The sequence below is a fragment of the Microbulbifer maximicatervae (SeqCode) genome (assembly GCF_056232625.1).
Genome location: NZ_CP174324.1, coordinates 3,566,438 through 3,586,385, shown reverse-complemented (window position 1 = coordinate 3,586,385; position 19,948 = coordinate 3,566,438). Strand labels below are relative to the sequence as shown.

At 53.1% G+C, this 19,948-nt stretch carries 14 protein-coding genes; 12 read left to right on the top strand and 2 right to left on the bottom strand.

Features of this window, described 5'->3' with window-relative positions; translation table 11 throughout:
• Window positions 1-22: 22 nt before the first annotated feature.
• A complete protein-coding gene (locus ACJJI6_RS15545) occupies window positions 23-502 on the top strand; it encodes a chemotaxis protein CheW (RefSeq protein ID WP_475711123.1) in 480 nt (159 codons plus the stop codon).
• A gap of 63 nt (window positions 503-565) precedes the next feature.
• Here the strand turns inward: ACJJI6_RS15545 and ACJJI6_RS15540 are convergent, their stop codons facing one another.
• On the bottom strand, window positions 566-3,226 hold the full coding sequence (locus ACJJI6_RS15540; RefSeq protein WP_475711122.1) for a penicillin-binding protein 1A: 2,661 nt from the start codon (window positions 3,224-3,226) through the stop codon (window positions 566-568).
• A 148-nt stretch (window positions 3,227-3,374) separates the two neighbouring features.
• On the opposite strand from ACJJI6_RS15540, the gene ACJJI6_RS15535 reads away from it, so the two are divergent.
• From ACJJI6_RS15535 to ACJJI6_RS15485, 11 genes are all read left to right on the top strand, one after another.
• Entirely contained in the window at window positions 3,375-4,451 is a 1,077-nt protein-coding gene (locus ACJJI6_RS15535; RefSeq protein ID WP_444895450.1) for a pilus assembly protein PilM, read from the top strand.
• A gap of 1 nt (window position 4,452) precedes the next feature.
• The gene (locus ACJJI6_RS15530; RefSeq protein ID WP_475711119.1) at window positions 4,453-5,025 is read left to right on the top strand and encodes a PilN domain-containing protein; all 573 of its coding nucleotides are present in this window, start codon (window positions 4,453-4,455) and stop codon (window positions 5,023-5,025) included.
• Between the two features lie 15 nt (window positions 5,026-5,040).
• Window positions 5,041-5,661, top strand: a complete 621-nt coding sequence (locus ACJJI6_RS15525) for a type IV pilus inner membrane component PilO (RefSeq protein ID WP_475711117.1) — start codon at window positions 5,041-5,043, stop codon at window positions 5,659-5,661.
• A complete protein-coding gene (locus tag ACJJI6_RS15520) occupies window positions 5,658-6,188 on the top strand; it encodes a pilus assembly protein PilP (RefSeq protein ID WP_475711116.1) in 531 nt (176 codons plus the stop codon). The genes ACJJI6_RS15525 and ACJJI6_RS15520 overlap by 4 nt, the downstream gene beginning before the upstream one ends.
• Entirely contained in the window at window positions 6,188-8,353 is a 2,166-nt protein-coding gene (locus ACJJI6_RS15515) for a type IV pilus secretin PilQ (RefSeq protein ID WP_475711114.1), read from the top strand. The genes ACJJI6_RS15520 and ACJJI6_RS15515 overlap by 1 nt, the downstream gene beginning before the upstream one ends.
• Window positions 8,353-8,874: a shikimate kinase AroK gene (gene aroK / locus ACJJI6_RS15510; protein ID WP_282934602.1), complete on the top strand. Its 522-nt coding sequence runs from the start codon at window positions 8,353-8,355 to the stop codon at window positions 8,872-8,874. The genes ACJJI6_RS15515 and aroK overlap by 1 nt, the downstream gene beginning before the upstream one ends.
• A 67-nt stretch (window positions 8,875-8,941) precedes the next feature.
• Complete coding sequence (gene aroB, locus ACJJI6_RS15505; protein ID WP_475711112.1) at window positions 8,942-10,027, top strand: 3-dehydroquinate synthase; 1,086 nt, start codon at window positions 8,942-8,944, stop codon at window positions 10,025-10,027.
• 343 nt (window positions 10,028-10,370) lie between these two features.
• Window positions 10,371-14,819: a glutamate synthase large subunit gene (gltB, locus tag ACJJI6_RS15500; protein ID WP_475711111.1), complete on the top strand. Its 4,449-nt coding sequence runs from the start codon at window positions 10,371-10,373 to the stop codon at window positions 14,817-14,819.
• A gap of 20 nt (window positions 14,820-14,839) precedes the next feature.
• Window positions 14,840-16,258, top strand: a complete 1,419-nt coding sequence (locus tag ACJJI6_RS15495) for a glutamate synthase small subunit GltD family protein (protein WP_282930294.1) — start codon at window positions 14,840-14,842, stop codon at window positions 16,256-16,258.
• Between the two features lie 160 nt (window positions 16,259-16,418).
• Complete coding sequence (gene hemE, locus ACJJI6_RS15490) at window positions 16,419-17,498, top strand: uroporphyrinogen decarboxylase (protein ID WP_475711110.1); 1,080 nt, start codon at window positions 16,419-16,421, stop codon at window positions 17,496-17,498.
• 170 nt (window positions 17,499-17,668) lie between these two features.
• Complete coding sequence (locus tag ACJJI6_RS15485; protein WP_475711109.1) at window positions 17,669-19,021, top strand: cyclic di-GMP phosphodiesterase; 1,353 nt, start codon at window positions 17,669-17,671, stop codon at window positions 19,019-19,021.
• Between the two features lie 52 nt (window positions 19,022-19,073).
• On the opposite strand, the gene asd is transcribed toward ACJJI6_RS15485, so the two are convergent.
• On the bottom strand, window positions 19,074-19,937 hold the full coding sequence (gene asd / locus ACJJI6_RS15480) for an archaetidylserine decarboxylase (RefSeq protein ID WP_444918811.1): 864 nt from the start codon (window positions 19,935-19,937) through the stop codon (window positions 19,074-19,076).
• Window positions 19,938-19,948 lie beyond the last annotated feature (11 nt).

The following is a 19,948-nucleotide window of genomic DNA, read 5'->3' as shown; positions in this document are numbered from 1 at the left end:
AGGAATAATATAGAGATAGGCAATGAGTGAAGTTGAAGCGCTGCCGGTAGATGTCCCCCAGGAAGTGAGCAGCCTGTTATTGCCCCTTGAGCAGGGGCAACTGCTGGTGCCGGTGGACAGCCTCTCAGAGGTTGTTGCAATGCAAACGCCGATGGCAGTTCAAGACGTGCCCGAGTGGTATTTGGGAGATCTGATCTGGCGGGAACAGCGCCTGCCGGTGGTATCTTTTGAAGTGATGCGTGGTGGTGCCTTGGGAGCAGCTGCAGAAGAGGGGCGTATTGCGGTGCTGAGTACGGGAAATCCTGATGGTGAGCTGCCGTATTTTGCATTGCTCTTGCGCGGCACTCCGCGCCTGGTGCGGGTTACCCCTGAGGAGTTGGCGCTGCGAGAGCAGCCACTAAACCCTGGAGAGTTAATGCATGTGGCGCTTTCTGGTGAGGAGGCGGTTATTCCCGACCTGCAGGGATTAGAGCGGGCCTGCCTGCGCTATCGCAGTGACTGACTTGTTTTGCAATGTATTATCAAAAAAGGGGCCAGAGGCCCCTTTTTTGATTGAGCTGTTCGCTTAGAACAGCTCTTCCGGTAAAGAATCCTCCCGGCCATCCTGGCTGGGCATATCCATATCTTCATCGGTGTAGCGATTGCGATATGGGTTATATACCTCGCGGCCGGGCACCCGGTTGGTCCTGAATATCTCAAACATGCCGCCGTAAGAGGTGCGCAAGCCATTTTGAGGGTTGATGCGTACCGTAACTATGCCATCTGGTTGAGCCAGGTGGCGCTCGGGAAGACCTTCGAGGGCACTGCTCATAAAATCGATCCAGATAGGCAGGGCGGCTGAGCCACCGTATTCATTTTTACCCAGTTCGCCATAGGAATCGAAGCCAACCCAGGCACTGGTTGCCAGGTAGGGGCTATAACCCGAGAACCACGCATCCCGTGGACCATTGGTGGTACCGGTCTTTCCGGCAATATCACCGCGCTTCATCGCCAGAGCGCGGCGCCCGGTGCCCTTTTTGATAACATCTTTAAGCATCGAATCCATTATGTATGCCGTCTCTGCGGACATGGCTCGCGGAGCGCGAGGACGCGCTTGGCTCTTGCTCGGGTCGAGGGGGCCAACGGGCAGTACGTGTAGTTCCGCTGGCTCTTCACCTTGATCGACCCCTTGTCCTTCCAGTTGTAATTCCGCGAGATCGACGGGTTCAGCGGACAGGGTTTCAGAGCCTGTGCCCGGCTCGGGACAGTTATTGCACACAGTGAGAGGCAGTGCCTGATACAGGACTTCGCCATTAACATCCAATACCCGGTCAACCAGGTAGGGCTCCACTCGGTAGCCACCATTGGCGAAGGCGGCATAGCCTCGCACCATCTCCAGGGGCGTGAGAGCGGAGCTACCCAGAGCAATGGTTAGGTTGCGGGCAAGCTTGCTGCGCTCAAACCCAAAGCCCTCGACAAAGCCTAGGGCGTAGTCCAGTCCTAGGGATTGCAGCAACCGGATTGAGACCATATTGCGGGACTTGTACAAAGCCATACGCAGGCGGGTTGGGCCGAGGAAGGTCCCCCCGTCATTTTCAGGCCGCCATACATCTTGCAGGTTGGTTTCCTCAAAGATAATCGGGGCATCATTGATAATGCTGGCCGCTGTATATCCGCGCTCGATCGCCGAGGCGTAAATAAAGGGCTTGAAACTGGAGCCGGGTTGCCGGGCAGCCTGAGTGGCCCGATTGAAGTGGCTCTGGCGGAAGTCGTAACCACCGACAAGGGCGCGGATAGCCCCATCTTCGGGCTCAATAGATACCAGGGCGCCCTGTGCTTCCGGGACCTGGGCTAGAACCCACTCTTCAGTCACCTGGGGTTCAGCAGGCTTGGTATCACCGCTCTCGGGATCCGCAAACGGATCGGCCTGAAGGGGCTCATCTACAGCGGTGGCGATCATCTCGCTACTGGAGTTGCTCTCTTTCTTTTCCTTAACGACCTTGCGTAATCGAATGACATCTCCGGGAGCAAACATTTTTTCAGCGGACTGAAGGCGTGCGCCCCGGGCGCTCTCAGAAATATAGGGCCTGATAGAACTGAGTCCATTGCTCCAAGGCAATTCAATTACGCGCCGATCTCTCAGTTGAACCTGAAGTTTCTTGGGTTCTACCGCAGTGACAACGCCGGGTTCCAGACCGCCGAGAATCGGAATCTCGTTGAGTAAATCGATAAGTTGGTCGCTATCTTGCAGCAATTCCGGTGCAAGACGCTGTTCTGGGCCGCGATAGCCGTGGCGTGCATCATAGGTTTCCAGACCGTGCTGAAGCGCATTGCGAGCCGACTCCTGCAGGCGACTGTCTACCGTTGTTATGACCTGATAGCCGTCGGTATAAGCGTTGTCGCCAAAGAGGTCTACTGCCTCCTTCCGTGCCATCTCGGCGATATAGGGTGCATCCAGGTCGAGATCGCGGCTGTGATAGCTGGCTGTTACCGGCGCAGTAATAGACTGGTTATATTGATCCTGGTTGATATAGCCAAGGTCGAGCATCCGCATCAGGATCCAGTTGCGGCGTACCAGGGCTCGGGAGGGGTTCGCGAGAGGGTTGAAGGTTGATGGCGCTTTGGGGAGTCCCGCCATCATAGCCCACTGGGCCAGATTCAGATCCTTGATATCTTTGCCGTAATATACCTGAGCTGCAGCCTGGAAACCGTAGGCGCGGTTTCCGAGGAAGATCTTATTGATGTATAGGGCGAGGATCTCGTCCTTGGTCAGCTCTTGCTCAATTTGCAGTGATAGCAAAATTTCATTGAACTTGCGCACAAAACGCTGTTCTCGGCTGAGAAAGAAGTTGCGCGCCACCTGCATTGTCAGTGTACTACCACCAGACTGGATAGAACCGGTCTTAATCAGCTGCGAGGCGGCCCGCATCAAACCTTTGATGGAAACACCATTGTGGGAGTAAAAGCTTGCATCCTCAGCGGCGAGGATCGCTTTGATAAAGGGTTCTGGCGTTTGCTCGATCGTGATAGGGTTGCGCCGCTTTTCACCGAACTCACCGATCAGTTTCATATCCCGTGAGTAGACCCTCAGAGGGGTCTGTAAGCGGATATCGCGGAGGCTCTCCACTGAGGGCAACCCCGGTTTGAGGTAGAGGTAGATACTGGCTAGGGCCATTGCTGTAGCGGCCACACCGGCAAGGCCGAGCCAAAGCAGTGCGAGCAGACGATTGCGGGCTTTTACGGTCATGAAACTGCTTCTGTGTACTTCATCAAAGTGATTAGGTGAATAATTATACGAATATTGTGCGCTATTACCTATGCAAATGCAGGTTGAAGCGTTAATTTAAAGTGCTATAACATCAAACCCTCATAACCCACGGAAAAGATAAGAAAAAATGGGAATTTTCCCTTTTCTGAGCAAAGGCCCCAAGGCCATGTTGGGACTCGATATTAGCTCTACTGCAGTCAAGTTGCTGGAGCTAAGTCGCAACGGCGACAAATATCGTGTCGAAAGTTATGCCGTGGAACCTCTCCCACCCAATGCCGTAGTTGATAAGAATATCAACGATGTGGGGGCGACGGCTGAGGCTATCCGCAAAGTTGTACGACGTTCTAAAACTCGCCTGCGCCAAGCGGCTGTGGCTGTGTCTGGGTCGGCGGTGATCACCAAGACCCTTGAAATGCCGGCAGATCTCAATGATGAAGCTCTTGAGGCTCAAATTGCATTTGAGGCTGGCCAATATATTCCGTATCCGCTAGAGGAAGTTAGCCTGGACTTTGAAGTACAGGGGCCTTCTGAGAAGGGGGAGGGGCAAGTGGAGGTTCTACTTGCCGCCTGTCGTACAGAGAACATTGAACAGCGAATCTCCGCCTTGGGAGAGGCGGACCTTGAGCCCGGTGTTGTTGATGTTGAAGCGTACGCAATAGAGAGAACTTACTCTCTACTGGAAGACCAACTTCCTCCGCAGGAGCAGCTAGTTGTAGCCGTTATTGATGTTGGGGCGACAATGAGTGCTTTATCTGTCCTTGTGGACGGTAAGACCGTGTATACCCGAGAGCAGCTTTTTGGTGGGCGGCAGCTCACCGATGAGATCCAGCGTCGCTACGGTCTATCCGCGGAGGAGGCTACTTTAGCGAAGCGTCAGGGAGGGAGTGGTCTGCCGGATGATTATTTTGCTGAAGTGTTGGAGCCCTTCCGTGATGCAGTCGTGCAACAGGTAACCCGCTCACTGCAATTCTTTTACTCTTCCACATCCTATAGCGATGTAGATTTTATCCTGCTCGGTGGCGGTGTTGCCGCCATGGAGGGGGTTGGTGATTTGATTAGCGAAAAGTTGGGTAGGCCAACTTTAATCGCTAATCCATTTTTGCGGATGAGTGTTTCGTCAAGAGTCAACCAGCAAGCTTTGGCGAGTGAAGCTCCATCCCTGATGATTGCCACAGGTTTGGCTATGAGGGAGAAGGACTACTGACATGGCAAAAATTAACCTTCTTCCCTGGCGTCAGGAGTACCGTGCTCAGAAGCAAAAAGAATTCCAGCAATTGGCGTTGGTGGTTTTTATCGCGGCTGCAATGGCGGTATTTCTGTGGATGAAAGCGGTTGATCAGCAAGTTGTTCGGCAAAACGAAAGGAATCAGATCCTACAAACCCGTATTAACGCTCTTAATATTCAGGTAAGAGAAATAAAGGACCTGAAGACGCGCCGCCAGGAGCTGATTGATCGAATGCGGGTAATTCAGGAGTTGCAAGGTAACCGACCTCTCGCAGTGCGTTATTTTGATGAGATAGTGCGAGCAACCCCCGAGGGGCTATGGCTTAATGAGCTCAAGAGAGAAGGTGATCGATTGGACTTACTTGGTGTGGCTGAATCCAATAATCGCGTTTCTTCTTTTATGCGAAATTTAGACCAGTCGGATTGGTATGAGGCCCCCCAATTAACAGGTGTAACCGCAACTCCGCAATACGGCGATCAGGCGAGTGAGTTCCAGCTAACGGTGAAGGTCAGTGGGCGCAAGAAAGAAGATGAACAAGATAGCGCAAAATAGTAAAGGACTTCAGTAATGGCACTGGCAGATACTGTAAGACAGCTTAATGAAATTGACTTCAATGATATTGACCTTACTCGGATAGGTGTTTGGCCTCTATCTGGGCGAATTGCTGTTCTGGTACTTAGTGCGGTACTGGTAATCGGTGCTGGTTATTATTTTCTGATTAATGATATTTATAGCAAGCTTGAATTCTCCGTAAATAAAGAGTCAGACCTCTTTATTCAGTTTGAAAAAAAGCAATTTGAGGCTGCAAATCTTGAGGCTTATAGGGCCCAACTGTTTGAGATGGAAGAAACCTTTGGTGCTTTACTAAAACAACTGCCAAAAGATACAGAGGTACCAGGCTTACTCGAAGATATTGACGAGTATGGTATTGGTAGTGGCCTTACAATTAGCAAAGTTGAGCTTGAGCAAGAGCGGGTAGGCGAATTTTACGTAGAGTTACCTATTAGGATAGAAGTCCAAGGAAGTTATCACGAGTTTGGAGCTTTCATTAGTGGTATAGCTGGGATGCCCAGAATTGTTACCCTTCATGACTTTGAAATCTCCACTGAACGTGGCGATGGAGGGCTTCTCAATATGACCATTAATGCAAAAACCTACCGATACAAGGATCAGGGTGAAGAGGGATGATAAAATACCTACCTATACTGATAGCCCTATCGCTGGTTTCTGGTTGTAGCCTAAATACCGATCATAGTGAGTTGCGCGAGAGGATGGCCGCAATTGAACGCAAGCCTAAAGGGCAGATAGAGCCTATCCCAACTTTTACACCATACAGCCCCTATGTCTACACCGCTGCAGCTAGGCGTAGCCCCTTTACTCGCCCAGTATTGGAGTCTGAACAACGAATAGTGGGTCGCAAATTAGATGTTGCGCCAGACTTGACTCGGCAGAGAGAGCTACTGGAAGGGATCAACATTGACCTCCTATCGATGGTTGGCAGTTTAGCCCGGGAAGGGCAACTCTGGGCCCTAATTAATGATGGTTCTGGTGGAATTCACCGGATTACTGTGGGCAATTACCTGGGGAAAAATCATGGCCGTGTCGTGAATGCAACAAGTACCCAGTTAGATATTCTTGAAATTATACCTGATGGTGCCGGCGGCTGGATTGAGCGGCCGCGGGCTCTGGCGTTGGAAGAGAGGGACAACGGATAATGAACGGAAAACGGTTTGCCTATTTAATGGCTCGGGTTCAGTTACTGCTACTTGGTTTATTGCTGTTTCCAATAGCTTCTAGTGCCCAGGTAAACAAGCTTAATGACATACAGTTTGCAGAATTGCCGGGCAGCCGAGTTCAGCTGCGCTTAACTTTTAATGATGTGCCTCCAGAACCCACCGGCTACACGATAGAGCAACCAGCTCGAATTGTTTTAGACTTTGCCGGGGTAGAAAGCGCTCTCCCGCAGAAGAAGTATTCTTTAGGTATCGGCACAGCTAGAAGTGCGGTTATTGTTTCCGGTGAAGATCGTACCCGCCTCATAGTAAACCTTGATCAGCTTCCCGCTTATTCGAGTGAGCGACAAGGTAACCAGTTGGTTGTAGTAATTGGTGCAGAGTCTTCTGAGCGTGATCGTCCAGTGCAGAATACAGTCGAACACGATAGTGGCTTGAACCTCGGCGGTGAAAAGCAGTTTCAGCGCTCGGAAAGCATCGCAGTAAATAATGTGGATTTTCGTCGAGGGGAGGAAGGAGAAGGCAAGGTTATTGTTAGCCTTAATGACCCTGCAGTTAATATCGATGTTGAACGGACTAACGGTAAAATTTATCTAACATTTTTAGGTGCGAACTTACCTGAGTCATTGCGTCAGCGACTAGATGTTACTGATTTCGCCACCCCAGTAAATAATATTACTGTGGACTATGATGGGCGCAACACGGTAATTGCAGTTGATCCCAATGATACTGAATATGATTACTTGGCCTACCAAGCTGATACAGAGTATGTATTGAGTATTAAGCCTTTATCTGCACAAGAAATTCGTGAGAAGGAGAAGGAGTTTCAGTTCAATGGGAAGAAGCTGTCCCTCAACTTCCAAGATATTGAGGTCCGTTCCGTCCTGCAGGTTATTGCCGATTTTACCGATCTTAATTTGGTTGCTAGTGATACAGTGCAGGGCAGAATAACTCTGCGCCTTGACGGTGTCCCATGGGATCAGGCGTTGGCTCTAATCCTTAAAGCGAAGGGGCTAGATAAACGTCAGGAAGGCAGCGTTATCATGGTGGCACCGGCGGCAGAAATAGCTGAGAGGGAGCGCCAAGAGCTTGAGACGCGTAAACAGTTGCAGGAGTTAGCCCCTTTACTTACAGAGTTTATTAGCGTGCGTTACGCTGATGCTGGCGAAATCTTTAATCTGTTCTCGGGGCAGGGTGGAGCGGAAGGTGTTGCTGGAGGTAGTGGAGGTAGCACCAATCAGCAGATAAGTATCCTTTCTCCTCGTGGTAGCGCCATTGTTGATGAGCGAACCAATACAATTATCTTAACTGATACAGAGGACAAGATTGCCCAATTCCGTGAGCTAATAGAGGTTATCGATATTCCCATCCGTCAGGTGATGATCGAGGCTCGGATTGTTACCGCCAACAGCGACTTTCAAAAAGAATTGGGAGTTCAATGGGATTATGTAGGTAGCGCTGAGCTTTCTGATGATGCCACTGGCGTTGGCTCTGGTAGCCTAGCTTTAGATGATGGCACTGCGCTTGGTAGCTTAACCGGTGAGTTTGACCCACTCTTGGTGGATCTTGGAGTGAGTAACCCAGCGGGGAGTATTGCTTACGCCATTCTAAAAAATGATTTTTATTTGAGCTTGGAACTGTCTGCGCTTGAAGACATCGGTGTAGCTGAAGTTGTTTCACAACCAAAAGTTGTTACGGGCGATAAACAGGAAGCTGTTATTCAATCGGGTATTGAAATCCCTTATTTGGAGGCGACCTCTTCAGGCGCTGCTTCTATTACGTTCCGCGAAGCTGTACTGGAGCTCAATGTGACTCCGCAGATTACTCCAGATAACAATATTATTATGAACCTAAACCTTGAACAAAATAGTGTGGGGGAGTATGTCACTGTAGGCGGTGGGCAAGTACCTTCGATCAATGTAAATACTCTGGCAACCAAGGTGTTGGTTCAAAACGGTGAGACTATCGTCCTGGGGGGGGTATTTGAAAGTAATGTTGTTGAGGGAGTATCTAAAGTTCCGTTGTTGGGCGATATCCCCTATCTAGGCAACTTGTTCAAAAAGACTATACGCACAGACGATAAACGTGAGATCCTGATGTTTATCACACCGCGTATTCTTGAAGATGAGGCTTTCTACTCTAAGTGATCACCCGCTCTATTTTCCTGGTCGGCCCCATGGGGGCCGGCAAGTCTACTATCGGCAGATTACTGGCAGCTCAATTGCAGCTGCCTTTTGCCGATACCGACAAAGTGCTGGAAGAGCGCACTGGTGCGGATATTCCCTGGATTTTTGATGTGGAAGGCGAAGCGGGATTTCGCCGTCGTGAAAGTGAAATATTGGAAGAACTCTGCCAGGGTGAGTGCCAGGTTATTGGTACCGGTGGCGGAATAGTTTTGCTCGAGGAGAATCGACGCCAGCTACAAAAATATGGCCATGTAGTTTATTTGCAGGCCAATATCGATCAGCTTCTGGAGCGCACTTCGAAGAATACCAATCGCCCGTTGCTTCGTGTACCCAACCCCCGTCAGCGTATTGCGGAAATTTTGCAGGAACGTGAGCCTCTGTATCGTGAGGTTGCAGATATTATTTGCGACACCAATGACCTCTCCCCCAAACAAGCATCCCTCCTGGTCGCAGAACACTTAGGCAGTCTGCTGTCCGATTAGTCCCAAGCGTCTGTGCTAAAGTGCGTCTCACTTCTGTTGAGATAAGCACTAGGGGATTGAGAGCAGTATGCAAAGCCTTAACGTAGAACTCGGCGAGCGTAGTTATCCGATAATTATTGGTTCAGGTTTGCTCGGTGACGCGCAATATATCCTCCCTTACATTAAAGGCCGGCAAGTTTGCATTGTTACCAATGAAACTATTGCTCCTCTTTATTTGGCGACATTATTGGAAGGGCTAAAAGGGCTTGATAAAGTGGATGTTGTCGAGCTTCCCGATGGTGAAGCTTTTAAATCACTCGACACAGTGAATCGAATTTTTGATGTGCTGCTGGAAAAGCGTCACAACCGCACTACGACACTAATCGCGTTGGGCGGTGGTGTCGTTGGAGATATGTGCGGTTTTGCTGCAGCCTGTTATCAGCGCGGGGTTAACTTTATTCAGGTACCGACTACCCTGCTGTCTTTGGTTGACTCCTCTGTTGGGGGAAAGACCGGCGTTAACCATCCCCTTGGTAAAAATATGATTGGCGCCTTCCACCAGCCCCGTCTTGTCCTTGCGGATACCGATACCCTTGCCACATTGCCTGCACGTGAATTTTCCGCAGGCCTCGCCGAGGTCATTAAATACGGATTGATCTGTGACAGCCCATTCTTCGATTGGATCGAAGAGAATTTACAAAAGTTATTAACTCGGGAGCCCGATGCACTGGCTTATGCTATTGAGCGCTGCTGCGCCGACAAGGCGAATGTTGTTGCCAGTGATGAGCGCGAGAGTGGTCGTAGGGCGATACTGAATCTTGGCCATACCTTCGGCCACGCTATTGAGGCAGTGCAGGGGTATGGCAGTTGGTTACATGGTGAGGCCGTTGCCGCCGGCATGGTTATGGCGCTGGAGTTATCCAGGTTGCGCGGAGATATGGATGCAGAGCTGGTGGAACGGTTGCGAGCGATGCTAGAGGCGGCTGATTTGCCGCAGCAGGCACCGCAGGGCATGACAACCGATGAATTCCTCCAAGTAATGCAGGTGGATAAGAAGGTGCTAGACGGAAAATTGCGTTTGGTGCTGCTAAAGGCACTGGGAGAAGCAATTATTGTCGATGATACCCCCAGAAAAATGATTATAAATGCACTGAAAAACTGTGGTGCCGAGTGATAACCCTGCTCTTATTGTCTAAATAATAGGACTGAGTACCAGAAAGGTTAGCTGCTAGAAGATAAGTTTGGTTTTGTTTGATTTGACAGACTAATACACTGTTAAAAGTTGAAAATGTAGTGTTGGACAAGTAATATTGCGCCCCCCCGAAAGGAAAGGCGGGGCAAAAAACCGCCAATAACAACAAAAAAAGCCCCAGCAGAGGGCTTTTTTTATCTCGGGATCTTTTTCCAAGGGACCGCAGGAGAGCGTAGCGCGAAGCTTAAAGTGACATTCGCCCATAACAGGCACTTCTTTTTTTTAAGCGCCAGTGGTCCCCCAATCGATAGCGACGAGGAATTCTATGGGTAGCAGTCTGTATCAGTTGGATGAGTTTAAGGACAACTGCGGTTTTGGTCTGATCGCTCATTTGCACGGTGTGGCAAGTCACAAGTTAGTGCAGACGGCCATTGAATCCCTCACTTGCATGACCCACCGGGGTGGTATTGCCGCCGATGGTAAAACCGGTGATGGTTGCGGTCTTTTGCTGCAAAAGCCGGATGCTTTCCTCCGCGCAGAAGCCAAGACCCTGTTTGGTGCTGAGCTGACAGCAACCTACGCAGTGGGATCAATCATGCTCCCACTAGATCAAGCCGAAGCCGATAAAGCCCGCAAAATTCTCGAAACTGAGTTGCAAGCTCAGGGCCTAAAGACTGTCGGCTGGCGCACCGTACCGACTAACCCGGAATGCCTGGGCCCTATTGCCCGGGATTGCCTGCCACACTTTGAGCAGTTGCTGATCAACAATGCAGACGAGCCCCTCGGCGAGGCGAAATTCAATGCCCGTCTCTATGTGGCCCGTCGCAAAGCCGAGTTGCGCTTAAGTAGCGAAGTCTATATCGCCAGCCTTTCAACCAGTGTTCTCTCCTACAAAGGCCTGATGATTCCGGCTGATCTGCCCAAGTTTTTCCCAGAACTGGCCGACCCGCGCCTGGAAACCGCGATCTGTGTTTTCCACCAGCGCTTCTCTACCAACACCATGCCCCGCTGGCCCCTGGCCCAGCCATTCCGCCTGCTGGCGCACAATGGTGAGATCAACACTATTACCGGCAACCGCAACTGGTCTGTTGCCCGCACCAGTAAATTTGCCACTGACCTGATTCCAGAGCTGAATGAGCTGGTGCCCCTGGTTAACCGTGAGGGTTCCGACTCCTCAAGCCTGGACAACATGCTGGAGATGCTGTTGGCGGGCGGCATGGAGCTGCACCGGGCCGTGCGCATGCTAGTGCCGCCGGCCTGGCAAAATGTTGAAGGAATGGATGCGGACCTTCGCGCTTTTTACGAATATATCTCCATGCATATGGAGCCCTGGGATGGGCCGGCTGGATTGGTGATGACGGATGGCCGCTATGCCGTGTGTACCCTGGACCGCAACGGCTTGCGCCCCTCGCGCTGGGTGATTACCAAGGATGACCTGATCACCGTGGCCTCCGAAGTGGGCGTGTATGATTACGCCCCTGAAGATGTTGTGGCTAAGGGCCGCCTTGGACCGGGGCAGATGCTGTCGGTGGACACCCAAGAGGGCAAGCTCTACCACACCGCTGACATCGATAATATGCTCAAGCGGGCACAGCCCTATAAGCGTTGGCTCAAGGATAAAGCACGCCGTATCCGCTCTACTCTGGTTACTGCGCCGGTGGACAACAACTTCTCCCACCAGCAATTCAAGGTTTACCAAAAGCTGTTCAGCTCCTCCCTGGAAGAGCGCGATAAAGTCGTCCGGCCCATGGCTGAGGCGGGCCAGGAAGCGGTCGGTTCAATGGGCGATGATACGCCGATGGCGGTTTTGTCCCGCTACAACCGCTCGCTCTACGACTACTTTCGCCAGCAGTTTGCCCAGATAACCAACCCGCCAATTGACCCCCTGCGGGAAACCGTGGTGATGTCTCTGGAGACCTGCCTGGGTCGAGAGAAATCCGTATTTGAGGAAACTCCAGAGCACGCGGACCGGGTAATCCTGTCTTCACCAGTACTTTCCCATATGAAGTACACGGCACTCTTATCCCTTGATCGCCCGGGCTTCGAAGCGGAGATCTTCGACCTGAACTACGACCCCGCTGAACAGGATCTCAAGTCGGCGATTGAACAGCTCTGCGCCAAAGTTGAAGCCTCGGTGAGGGCGGGGGCTGTGATTGTAGTGCTGTCCGATCGCGATATTCGCGAGGGGCACCTGCCCATCGATGCTTTGCTGGCGACAGGCGCGGTGCACCACCACCTGGTGCATGCGGGCTTGCGCTGTGATTCCAATGTTGTGGTGGATACTGCCAGCGCCCGCGATGCGCATCAGTTGGCCTGTTTGGTCGGCGTCGGTGCCACCGCAGTACACCCGTATTTCTCCTACAGCATTATCAATCACCTGATCGATACCGGTGAATTGCTGCTGGATGCCGCTGAGGCGCAGAAAAATTATCGCAACGGCATTATCAAGGGCTTGTTAAAGATCCTGTCCAAGATGGGCATTTCCACCGTTGCCTCTTATCGCGGCGCACTGCTGTTCGAGCTGGTGGGTATTTCCAGGGATGTGGTGGGTCTGTGTTTCCCCGGAGCGCCTACTCGCATCGAAGGTGCCGGCTTCCCCGAGCTGCAAGCCGATATGGCGGCACGCGCTGAAATTGCCTGGAAAGCCCGTAAACCTGTCTCCCCCGGCGGCCTGCACAAGTTTGTCTACGGCCAGGAGTATCACGCTTTTAACCCGGATGTGGTGACCACCCTGCGACGCGCTGCCAGCACCGGTGACTATGCCGCGTGGCGGGACTATGCGGAGCTGGTTAACCAGCGCCCCGTGGCGACATTGCGGGACATGCTGGACTTCAAGGAGAACATCGAACCGGTAGCTCTGGAAGATGTGGAGCCGGCAGAGCAGATTTTGCGTCGCTTTGATACGGCGGCCATGTCTCTGGGGGCCCTGTCCCCCGAAGCCCATGAATCCCTGGCCCAAGCGATGAATCGCCTGGGTGGGCGTTCAAACAGTGGCGAGGGCGGTGAAGATCCAGCCCGTTTTGGCACTGATAAAGTTTCCAAGATTAAGCAAATTGCCTCCGGTCGTTTTGGCGTAACACCGCACTACTTGGTAAATGCAGAGGTATTGCAAATTAAGGTAGCCCAGGGCGCCAAGCCCGGTGAAGGCGGCCAGCTGCCCGGTGGCAAGGTCAACGAGTTGATCGCGCGGCTGCGCTATTCGGTGCCCGGCGTGACCCTGATTTCCCCGCCGCCGCATCACGATATCTATTCCATCGAGGATTTGGCGCAGTTGATCTACGACCTCAAACAGGTCAATCCCGATGCCTTGGTGTCGGTAAAACTGGTATCGCGGCCCGGGGTTGGCACCATTGCCGCAGGTGTTGCCAAAGCCTATGCGGATTTGATCACCATCTCCGGCTACGACGGCGGCACAGCGGCCAGCCCAATCACCTCGATTCGCTATGCCGGATCGCCCTGGGAGCTGGGATTGGCGGAAACCCACCAGACCCTGCGTGCCAATGATCTGCGCGGCAAGGTTCGGGTACAAACCGATGGGGGTCTGAAAACCGGCCTCGATGTGATTAAGGCGGCAATTCTCGGTGCCGAGAGCTTCGGCTTTGGTACGGCACCCATGGTGGCGATCGGCTGTAAGTATCTGCGGATCTGTCACTTGAATAACTGTGCCACCGGTATTGCCACCCAGAAGAAAGACCTGCGTGACGAGCACTATATCGGCACCGCAGAAATGGCGATGAACTTCTTCCGTTTTGTCGCCGAGGAGACCCGCGAGTGGATGGCCAAGCTCGGGGTGCGCAGCCTGGAAGAGTTGGTGGGGCGTGTGGACTTACTGCGCGTATTGGATGGCGAAACTGACAAGCAGAAAAAGCTGGATCTCGCGCCTCTGTTGCATACGGATGAGCTGTTGGACAGCAAGCCGCAAACCTGTCAGTCCGCGACGAATGATCCCTGGGATAAGGGTGAACTGGCGGAGCGGATGGTGGTGGATATCCTGCCTACCATTGAGGGCTTTAAAGGTGGCGAGTTCAGCTACGACGTGACCAACTGTGACCGATCCCTGGGCGCGCGCCTGTCTGGTGAAATTGCCAAGCGCTACGGTAACCAGGGCATGGTTGAAGCTCCGGTGAAACTGCGCCTCAAAGGGGTCGCCGGCCAGTCATTCGGCGTGTGGAATGCCGGTGGTCTGGAAATGTACCTGGATGGCGATGCAAACGACTATGTGGGTAAAGGTATGGCTGGCGGCAAGCTGGTTATACGACCACCGCAAGGTAGCTCATTCGCCTCCCAGGAAACCAGTATTGTCGGGAATACCTGCCTCTACGGCGCCACTGGCGGCAAGTTATTTGCGGCGGGTTGTGCCGGTGAGCGCTTCGCCGTGCGCAACTCCGGTGCCTTTGCGGTAGTCGAAGGGGCTGGAGATCACTGCTGTGAATATATGACCGGGGGTATGGTCGCGGTTCTCGGACGCACCGGATTTAACTTCGGCGCCGGTATGACCGGTGGCTTCGCCTATGTCCTGGATATGGAGCGGGATTTCTTCGATCGCTGCAACCATGAGTTGATCGAGCTGCGCCGAATCAGCAGCGAAATTCTCGAGCCACACCAGAGTCACTTGCGCGAAGTTATCGAGGAGTATGCGGCGGAGACCCAGAGCGCCTGGGGCGCCGAGTTATTGGATAACTTCGATGATTACTTGAGCCGTTTCTGGCTGGTTAAACCAAAGGCGGCGAGCCTTGCAGATCTTCTTTCCGACGTGCGCAAGCGCGGCGAATAAAGGCGGGGTGGAGAAACAGTATGAAAGACAGACTGAACAACGACTTCCAGTTTATCGACGTAAGTCGCATCGACCCGCCGAAGAAGGACATCATCACCCGCACCGGCGAGTTTGTTGAAATTTATGAGCCGTTCAGTGAGCGGCAGGTGGCCAGCCAGGCGCACCGCTGCCTGGATTGTGGCAACCCCTATTGCGAATGGAAGTGCCCGGTACACAACTACATTCCCAACTGGTTGAAGTTGATCAGCGAGGGCAATGTTATTGAGGCAGCTGAACTCTGCCACGAAACCAATACCCTGCCGGAAGTCTGTGGCCGGGTTTGTCCCCAGGACCGTCTCTGTGAGGGCGCATGTACCCTCAATGATGGTTTTGGTGCGGTCACCATCGGCAATGCGGAAAAATACATTACCGATACAGCCTTCGCCCTGGGTTGGCGCCCGGACTTAAGTCACGTTGAGAAAACGGGCAAGCGAGTGGCGGTGATTGGTGCCGGCCCGGCGGGTCTGGGCTGCGCTGATATTTTGGTGCGCAACGGCGTGCAGCCGGTGGTGTTCGATAAGCACCCGGAAATTGGCGGCCTGATTACCTTTGGTATTCCCGAGTTCAAGCTGGAGAAGTCGGTAATGCAGCAGCGCCGGGAAGTGTTTACCGAGATGGGGGTTGAGTTTTGTCTCAATACTGAGGTGGGTAAGGACATCAGTTTTGAGCAGCTGCTCAATGACTACGATGCTGTCTTTATGGGGATGGGCACATACAACTACATGAGAGGCGGCTTCCCCGGTGAAGATCTGCCCGGTGTTCATGATGCTTTGCCATTCCTGATTGCCAACGTAAATCGCAATATGGGCTGGGAGCGCGATGCTTCCGAATTTGTTTCGGTTGAGGGCAAGCGCGTGGTGGTTCTCGGCGGTGGTGATACCGCCATGGACTGTAACCGCAGCTCGATTCGATTGGGCGCTAAGAGCGTAACCTGTGCCTACCGCCGCGATGAAGAAAATATGCCCGGCTCACGTCGGGAAGTGGCCAATGCCAAGGAAGAGGGCGTACAGTTCCTGTTCAATCGCCAGCCGGTTGAGATCGTTGGAGATGGCAAGGTGGCCGGGGTTAAAGTGGTCACTACGGAGCTCGGTGAGCCCGATGAAAACGGCCGCCGTCGCCCTCAGGTGGTGCCCGGTTCTGAAGAAATTATCCCGGCGGATATTGTTCTGGTGGCCTTTGGCTTCCGTCCCAGCCCGGCAGAGTGGTTTCCGCAGCACAATATTGAAGTTGCCGACTGGGGTGGCGTCGTCGCTCCAGAAAAACAAAAATACAAATTCCAGACCTCCAATGAAAAGGTGTTTGCCGGCGGCGATATGGTGCGCGGCTCCGATCTGGTAGTGACTGCTATCTGGGAAGGGCGCCAGGCCGGTGAAGGTATTCTCGATTACCTGGATATTTAATCGTTTCTGATTTGCAGTGGGGGCACCGCCCCTCACTGTCCTATTTTCCCGTGCACATTTGTGCCAGTCCCAATAGGCACCCCGCAATATCTTTGCCACCCTGTGTATAGCGGCCAAGCCCCTGTACAATGCCCGTTTTTTTAGCCCGCTCGGTGTGCCTATGTCTGATACCAAACCGTCCGAATTGAAAAACGACCGCTTTCTTCGCGCCCTTCTGCGCCAGCCAGTGGATCGAACGCCTGTGTGGATGATGCGACAGGCGGGGCGCTACCTGCCGGAATATCGAGCCAGCCGCGCCGAAGCCGGCAGCTTTATGGATCTGTGCCGCAATACCGAGCTGGCCTGTGAGGTGACGCTGCAACCCCTGGAGCGCTACCCGCTGGATGCCGCCATTCTGTTTTCCGATATCCTGACCATTCCCGATGCCATGGGCCTGGGCCTCTACTTCTCCGAAGGCGAGGGCCCCAAGTTCCACAAGCCCCTGCGCACGGCGGCCGATATCGAAGCCCTGGAAGTGGTGAACAGCGAAAAGGATTTGGACTATGTGATGAATGCGGTGTCCACCATCCGCCGCGAATTGAATGGTCGCGTGCCGCTTATCGGCTTCTCCGGCAGTCCCTGGACGCTGGCGACTTATATGGTTGAAGGTGGCTCCAGCAAGGATTTTGCCCGCTGTAAGGAAATGCTCTACAACCGCCCTGAGCTGATGCACCAGTTACTCACGGTGCTGGCCGACTCTGTTACCGATTACCTGAACGCCCAGATTCGCGCTGGTGCCCAGGCCGTACAGATCTTTGATACCTGGGGGGGTGCACTCAGCCACAGTGCTTACCGTGAATTCTCCCTGAAATATATGCAGAGTATTCTCCAGGGGCTGATTAAAGAAGTCGACGGTCGTCGAGTGCCGGCCATCCTGTTCACTAAGGGAGGCGGTCAGTGGTTGGAAGCAATGGCTGATACTGGCGCTGACGCCCTGGGCTTGGATTGGACTACAGACATTGGCAGCGCCCGCGCCCGAGTGGGAGACAAGGTGGCCCTGCAAGGCAACTTGGACCCTGCTGTTCTCTATGCGAGTCCCGAACGAATTCGCACAGAAGTGGCGGCTGTTTTGAAGTCTTTTGGTCAAGGTAGTGGCCACGTTTTCAATTTAGGTCACGGAATTACCCCGAAGGTAGATCCCAAACATGCCGGAGCCATGATTGAAGCTGTGGTAGAGCTGTCAGCCCAATATCACGCCTAAACTAGCCACTGATCTCTGAGTCTGTGAATACAGTCTCACTTTGGGCGGGTGAACCTTAATATCTCTCCATGATATAAAGGTGAGCTTGCCCAGAGGACCGAGGATCTTACGCCACGGGGTCTTTCAGGGCGGCGTTTTAGCGTTAACTACAGTTGTCGGCATCTTCCCCAGTGGCAATCGAACAAGCAAAAATTTCTGTCGGTGATTTACAGCGCGGCATGTTCGTCTCCAAGCTTGACCGGCCTTGGACACGAACCCCATTTGCGCTGCAGGGTTTTTATATCCGCGATTTGGAAGAAATCCGCCAGCTACAGAAATACTGCCGGTTTGTTTATGTCGATGTCCACAAAACTGTCGGCAGTGCCGGTGTTACCCTGCGTCGATTGCTCGGAGGCAGCGACACTTCCGCAAGGGGTCGTTCTTCTGGCCGCACAGCGATCACTATCCCCTGCAAACCTGTCACTGTTTCCCATAAAAAATACCCCCCTCCGCAGCCGGCGCAGCGAGAAGCCAGTAACGCGCGTAAGCTTCACGGTCAGATCCTCTATGGTATGAGTGAAGTGATGGGGCTTGTCGCTAACAACAGGCCCATACCGGTACAGCAGGTCAACCAAGTCGTTGAGGATTTAGTAGAAAGTGTGCTGCGCAGTCCCGATGCGTTTGCCTGGCTGGCTCGTGTACGAGATAAGGATGAGCACACCTACAGTCACTCGGTGCGTGCCAGTATTTGGGCGGTGCTATTCGGCCGCCATATCGGTCTTTCACGCAGTGATTTACTAAAACTCGGGGTGGCTACTCTGCTGAAGGATGTAGGCAAGCTGGCTATCGACGGGGAAGTGCTGCAGATGAAGCAGCGCGACCCGCGCAGTGAACTGGAGTACCGAAAGTTTGTGCAGCACAGCGTCAAGATGCTGTCGGCAGACCCACAAATAGATCCCAAGGTTATCGAAGTCATTAGTGCCCACTGCGAGCGCCACGATGGTAGTGGTTACCCTGAGGGCTTGCGCGGTGACAGGATTTCAGTGTTGGCGCGCATGTGCGGAATAGTGACTTTCTATGATGAAGCCACTAACCCAAGAGGTTCCAGTGAGCCGGTAGCGCCATCCCGGGCAGTTGCCAAGTTGTATGACCTGCGGGGTATCGCCTACCAGGAGCAGTTGGTAGTGGAGTTCATTCAGGCTATTGGCCTCTATCCCACAGGTACCCAGGTAGAGTTGTCCACCGGAGAAGTCGGCGTGGTGGTGGAACAGACCTACGACCGGCGCTTGCGACCAAAGGTAATGATCGTTCTCGATGGGCAAAAACAAACGCTCAGCAAGCCTCGCCTGTGTGACTTAGCTGAAGTTGAGGATCGAGAGCAGAAGCTTATCGAGCGTGGCAAGATGAGTGTCGAGGAAAAGGTCAGTATCCTCAGGGATATAGAGCCCGGAGCTTACCCCCAGGTGGATGCGGCGAATATTCGCGACAATTATTTATTCCGCGGTGGCCGACTGGGGCAGCTGCTGACGCGCCTGACCAAATAAGCGCTCTCTTTCCCGAAGCGGCAGTGAAAACTGCCGCGGTCTCTTATTAATATCAGTCCTTGCCGGATAATAAATTACCGAAATGCTCACCCATGCGCACGGGCGACTCGGCCTCAAGTTGGTCGAGCCAACTCACCTGGTCCGCACCAAATAACATAATGACGGTAGAGCCCAGCTTAAAGCGTCCCATCTCCTCACCTTTCTCCAGGTGAATGGGTGCCTTATCCAGATAATCTGTGTTGATGACTTTGCGCTGGATAGGAGCGACTTGTCCGGCCCAAACGGTTTCGATACCGGCGACAATCATTGCACCCACCAGGATCATTGCCATAGGGCCGGCTTCCGTATCGAATACGCAGACCAGACGCTCGTTGCGCGCGAACAGGCGCGGAACGTTTTCTGCCGTTACCGTATTTACAGAGAAAAGCTGCCCGGGCACATAGGTCATGCTGCGCAGGGTGCCTGCCATGGGCATATGCACCCGGTGATAATCCTTCGGTGACAGATACACAGTGGCGAAGTGTCCGTCATTAAATTGCGCCGCTACCTTGGGATCACCGCCCACCAGTTCTACCAAGCTGTAGTCGTGACCTTTAGCCTGGAAAATACGGCCGTTATGGATCTGGCCCAGCTGGCTGATGGCGCCGTCGGCAGGGCTGGCAAGGGTGTGTTGCCCTTCGATAATGGGACGGGCTCCGTCCACCAGCTCGCGGGTAAAGAATTCATTGAAGGTGCGGTAGGCAGTGCAGTCGCTCTCTTTGGCCTCCTGCATATCTACACCGTACTTCTCCACAAACCAGCGGGTGAAAGGATCTTTGATCCACTTGAGTTCTGTATTCGCCAACCAGCCGGCTGCACGGGAGAGTGCGTGTTGCGGCGTGAGGTATTGCAGGGCGGCAAAAAGTTTAGGGTTCATAAATCTACGTC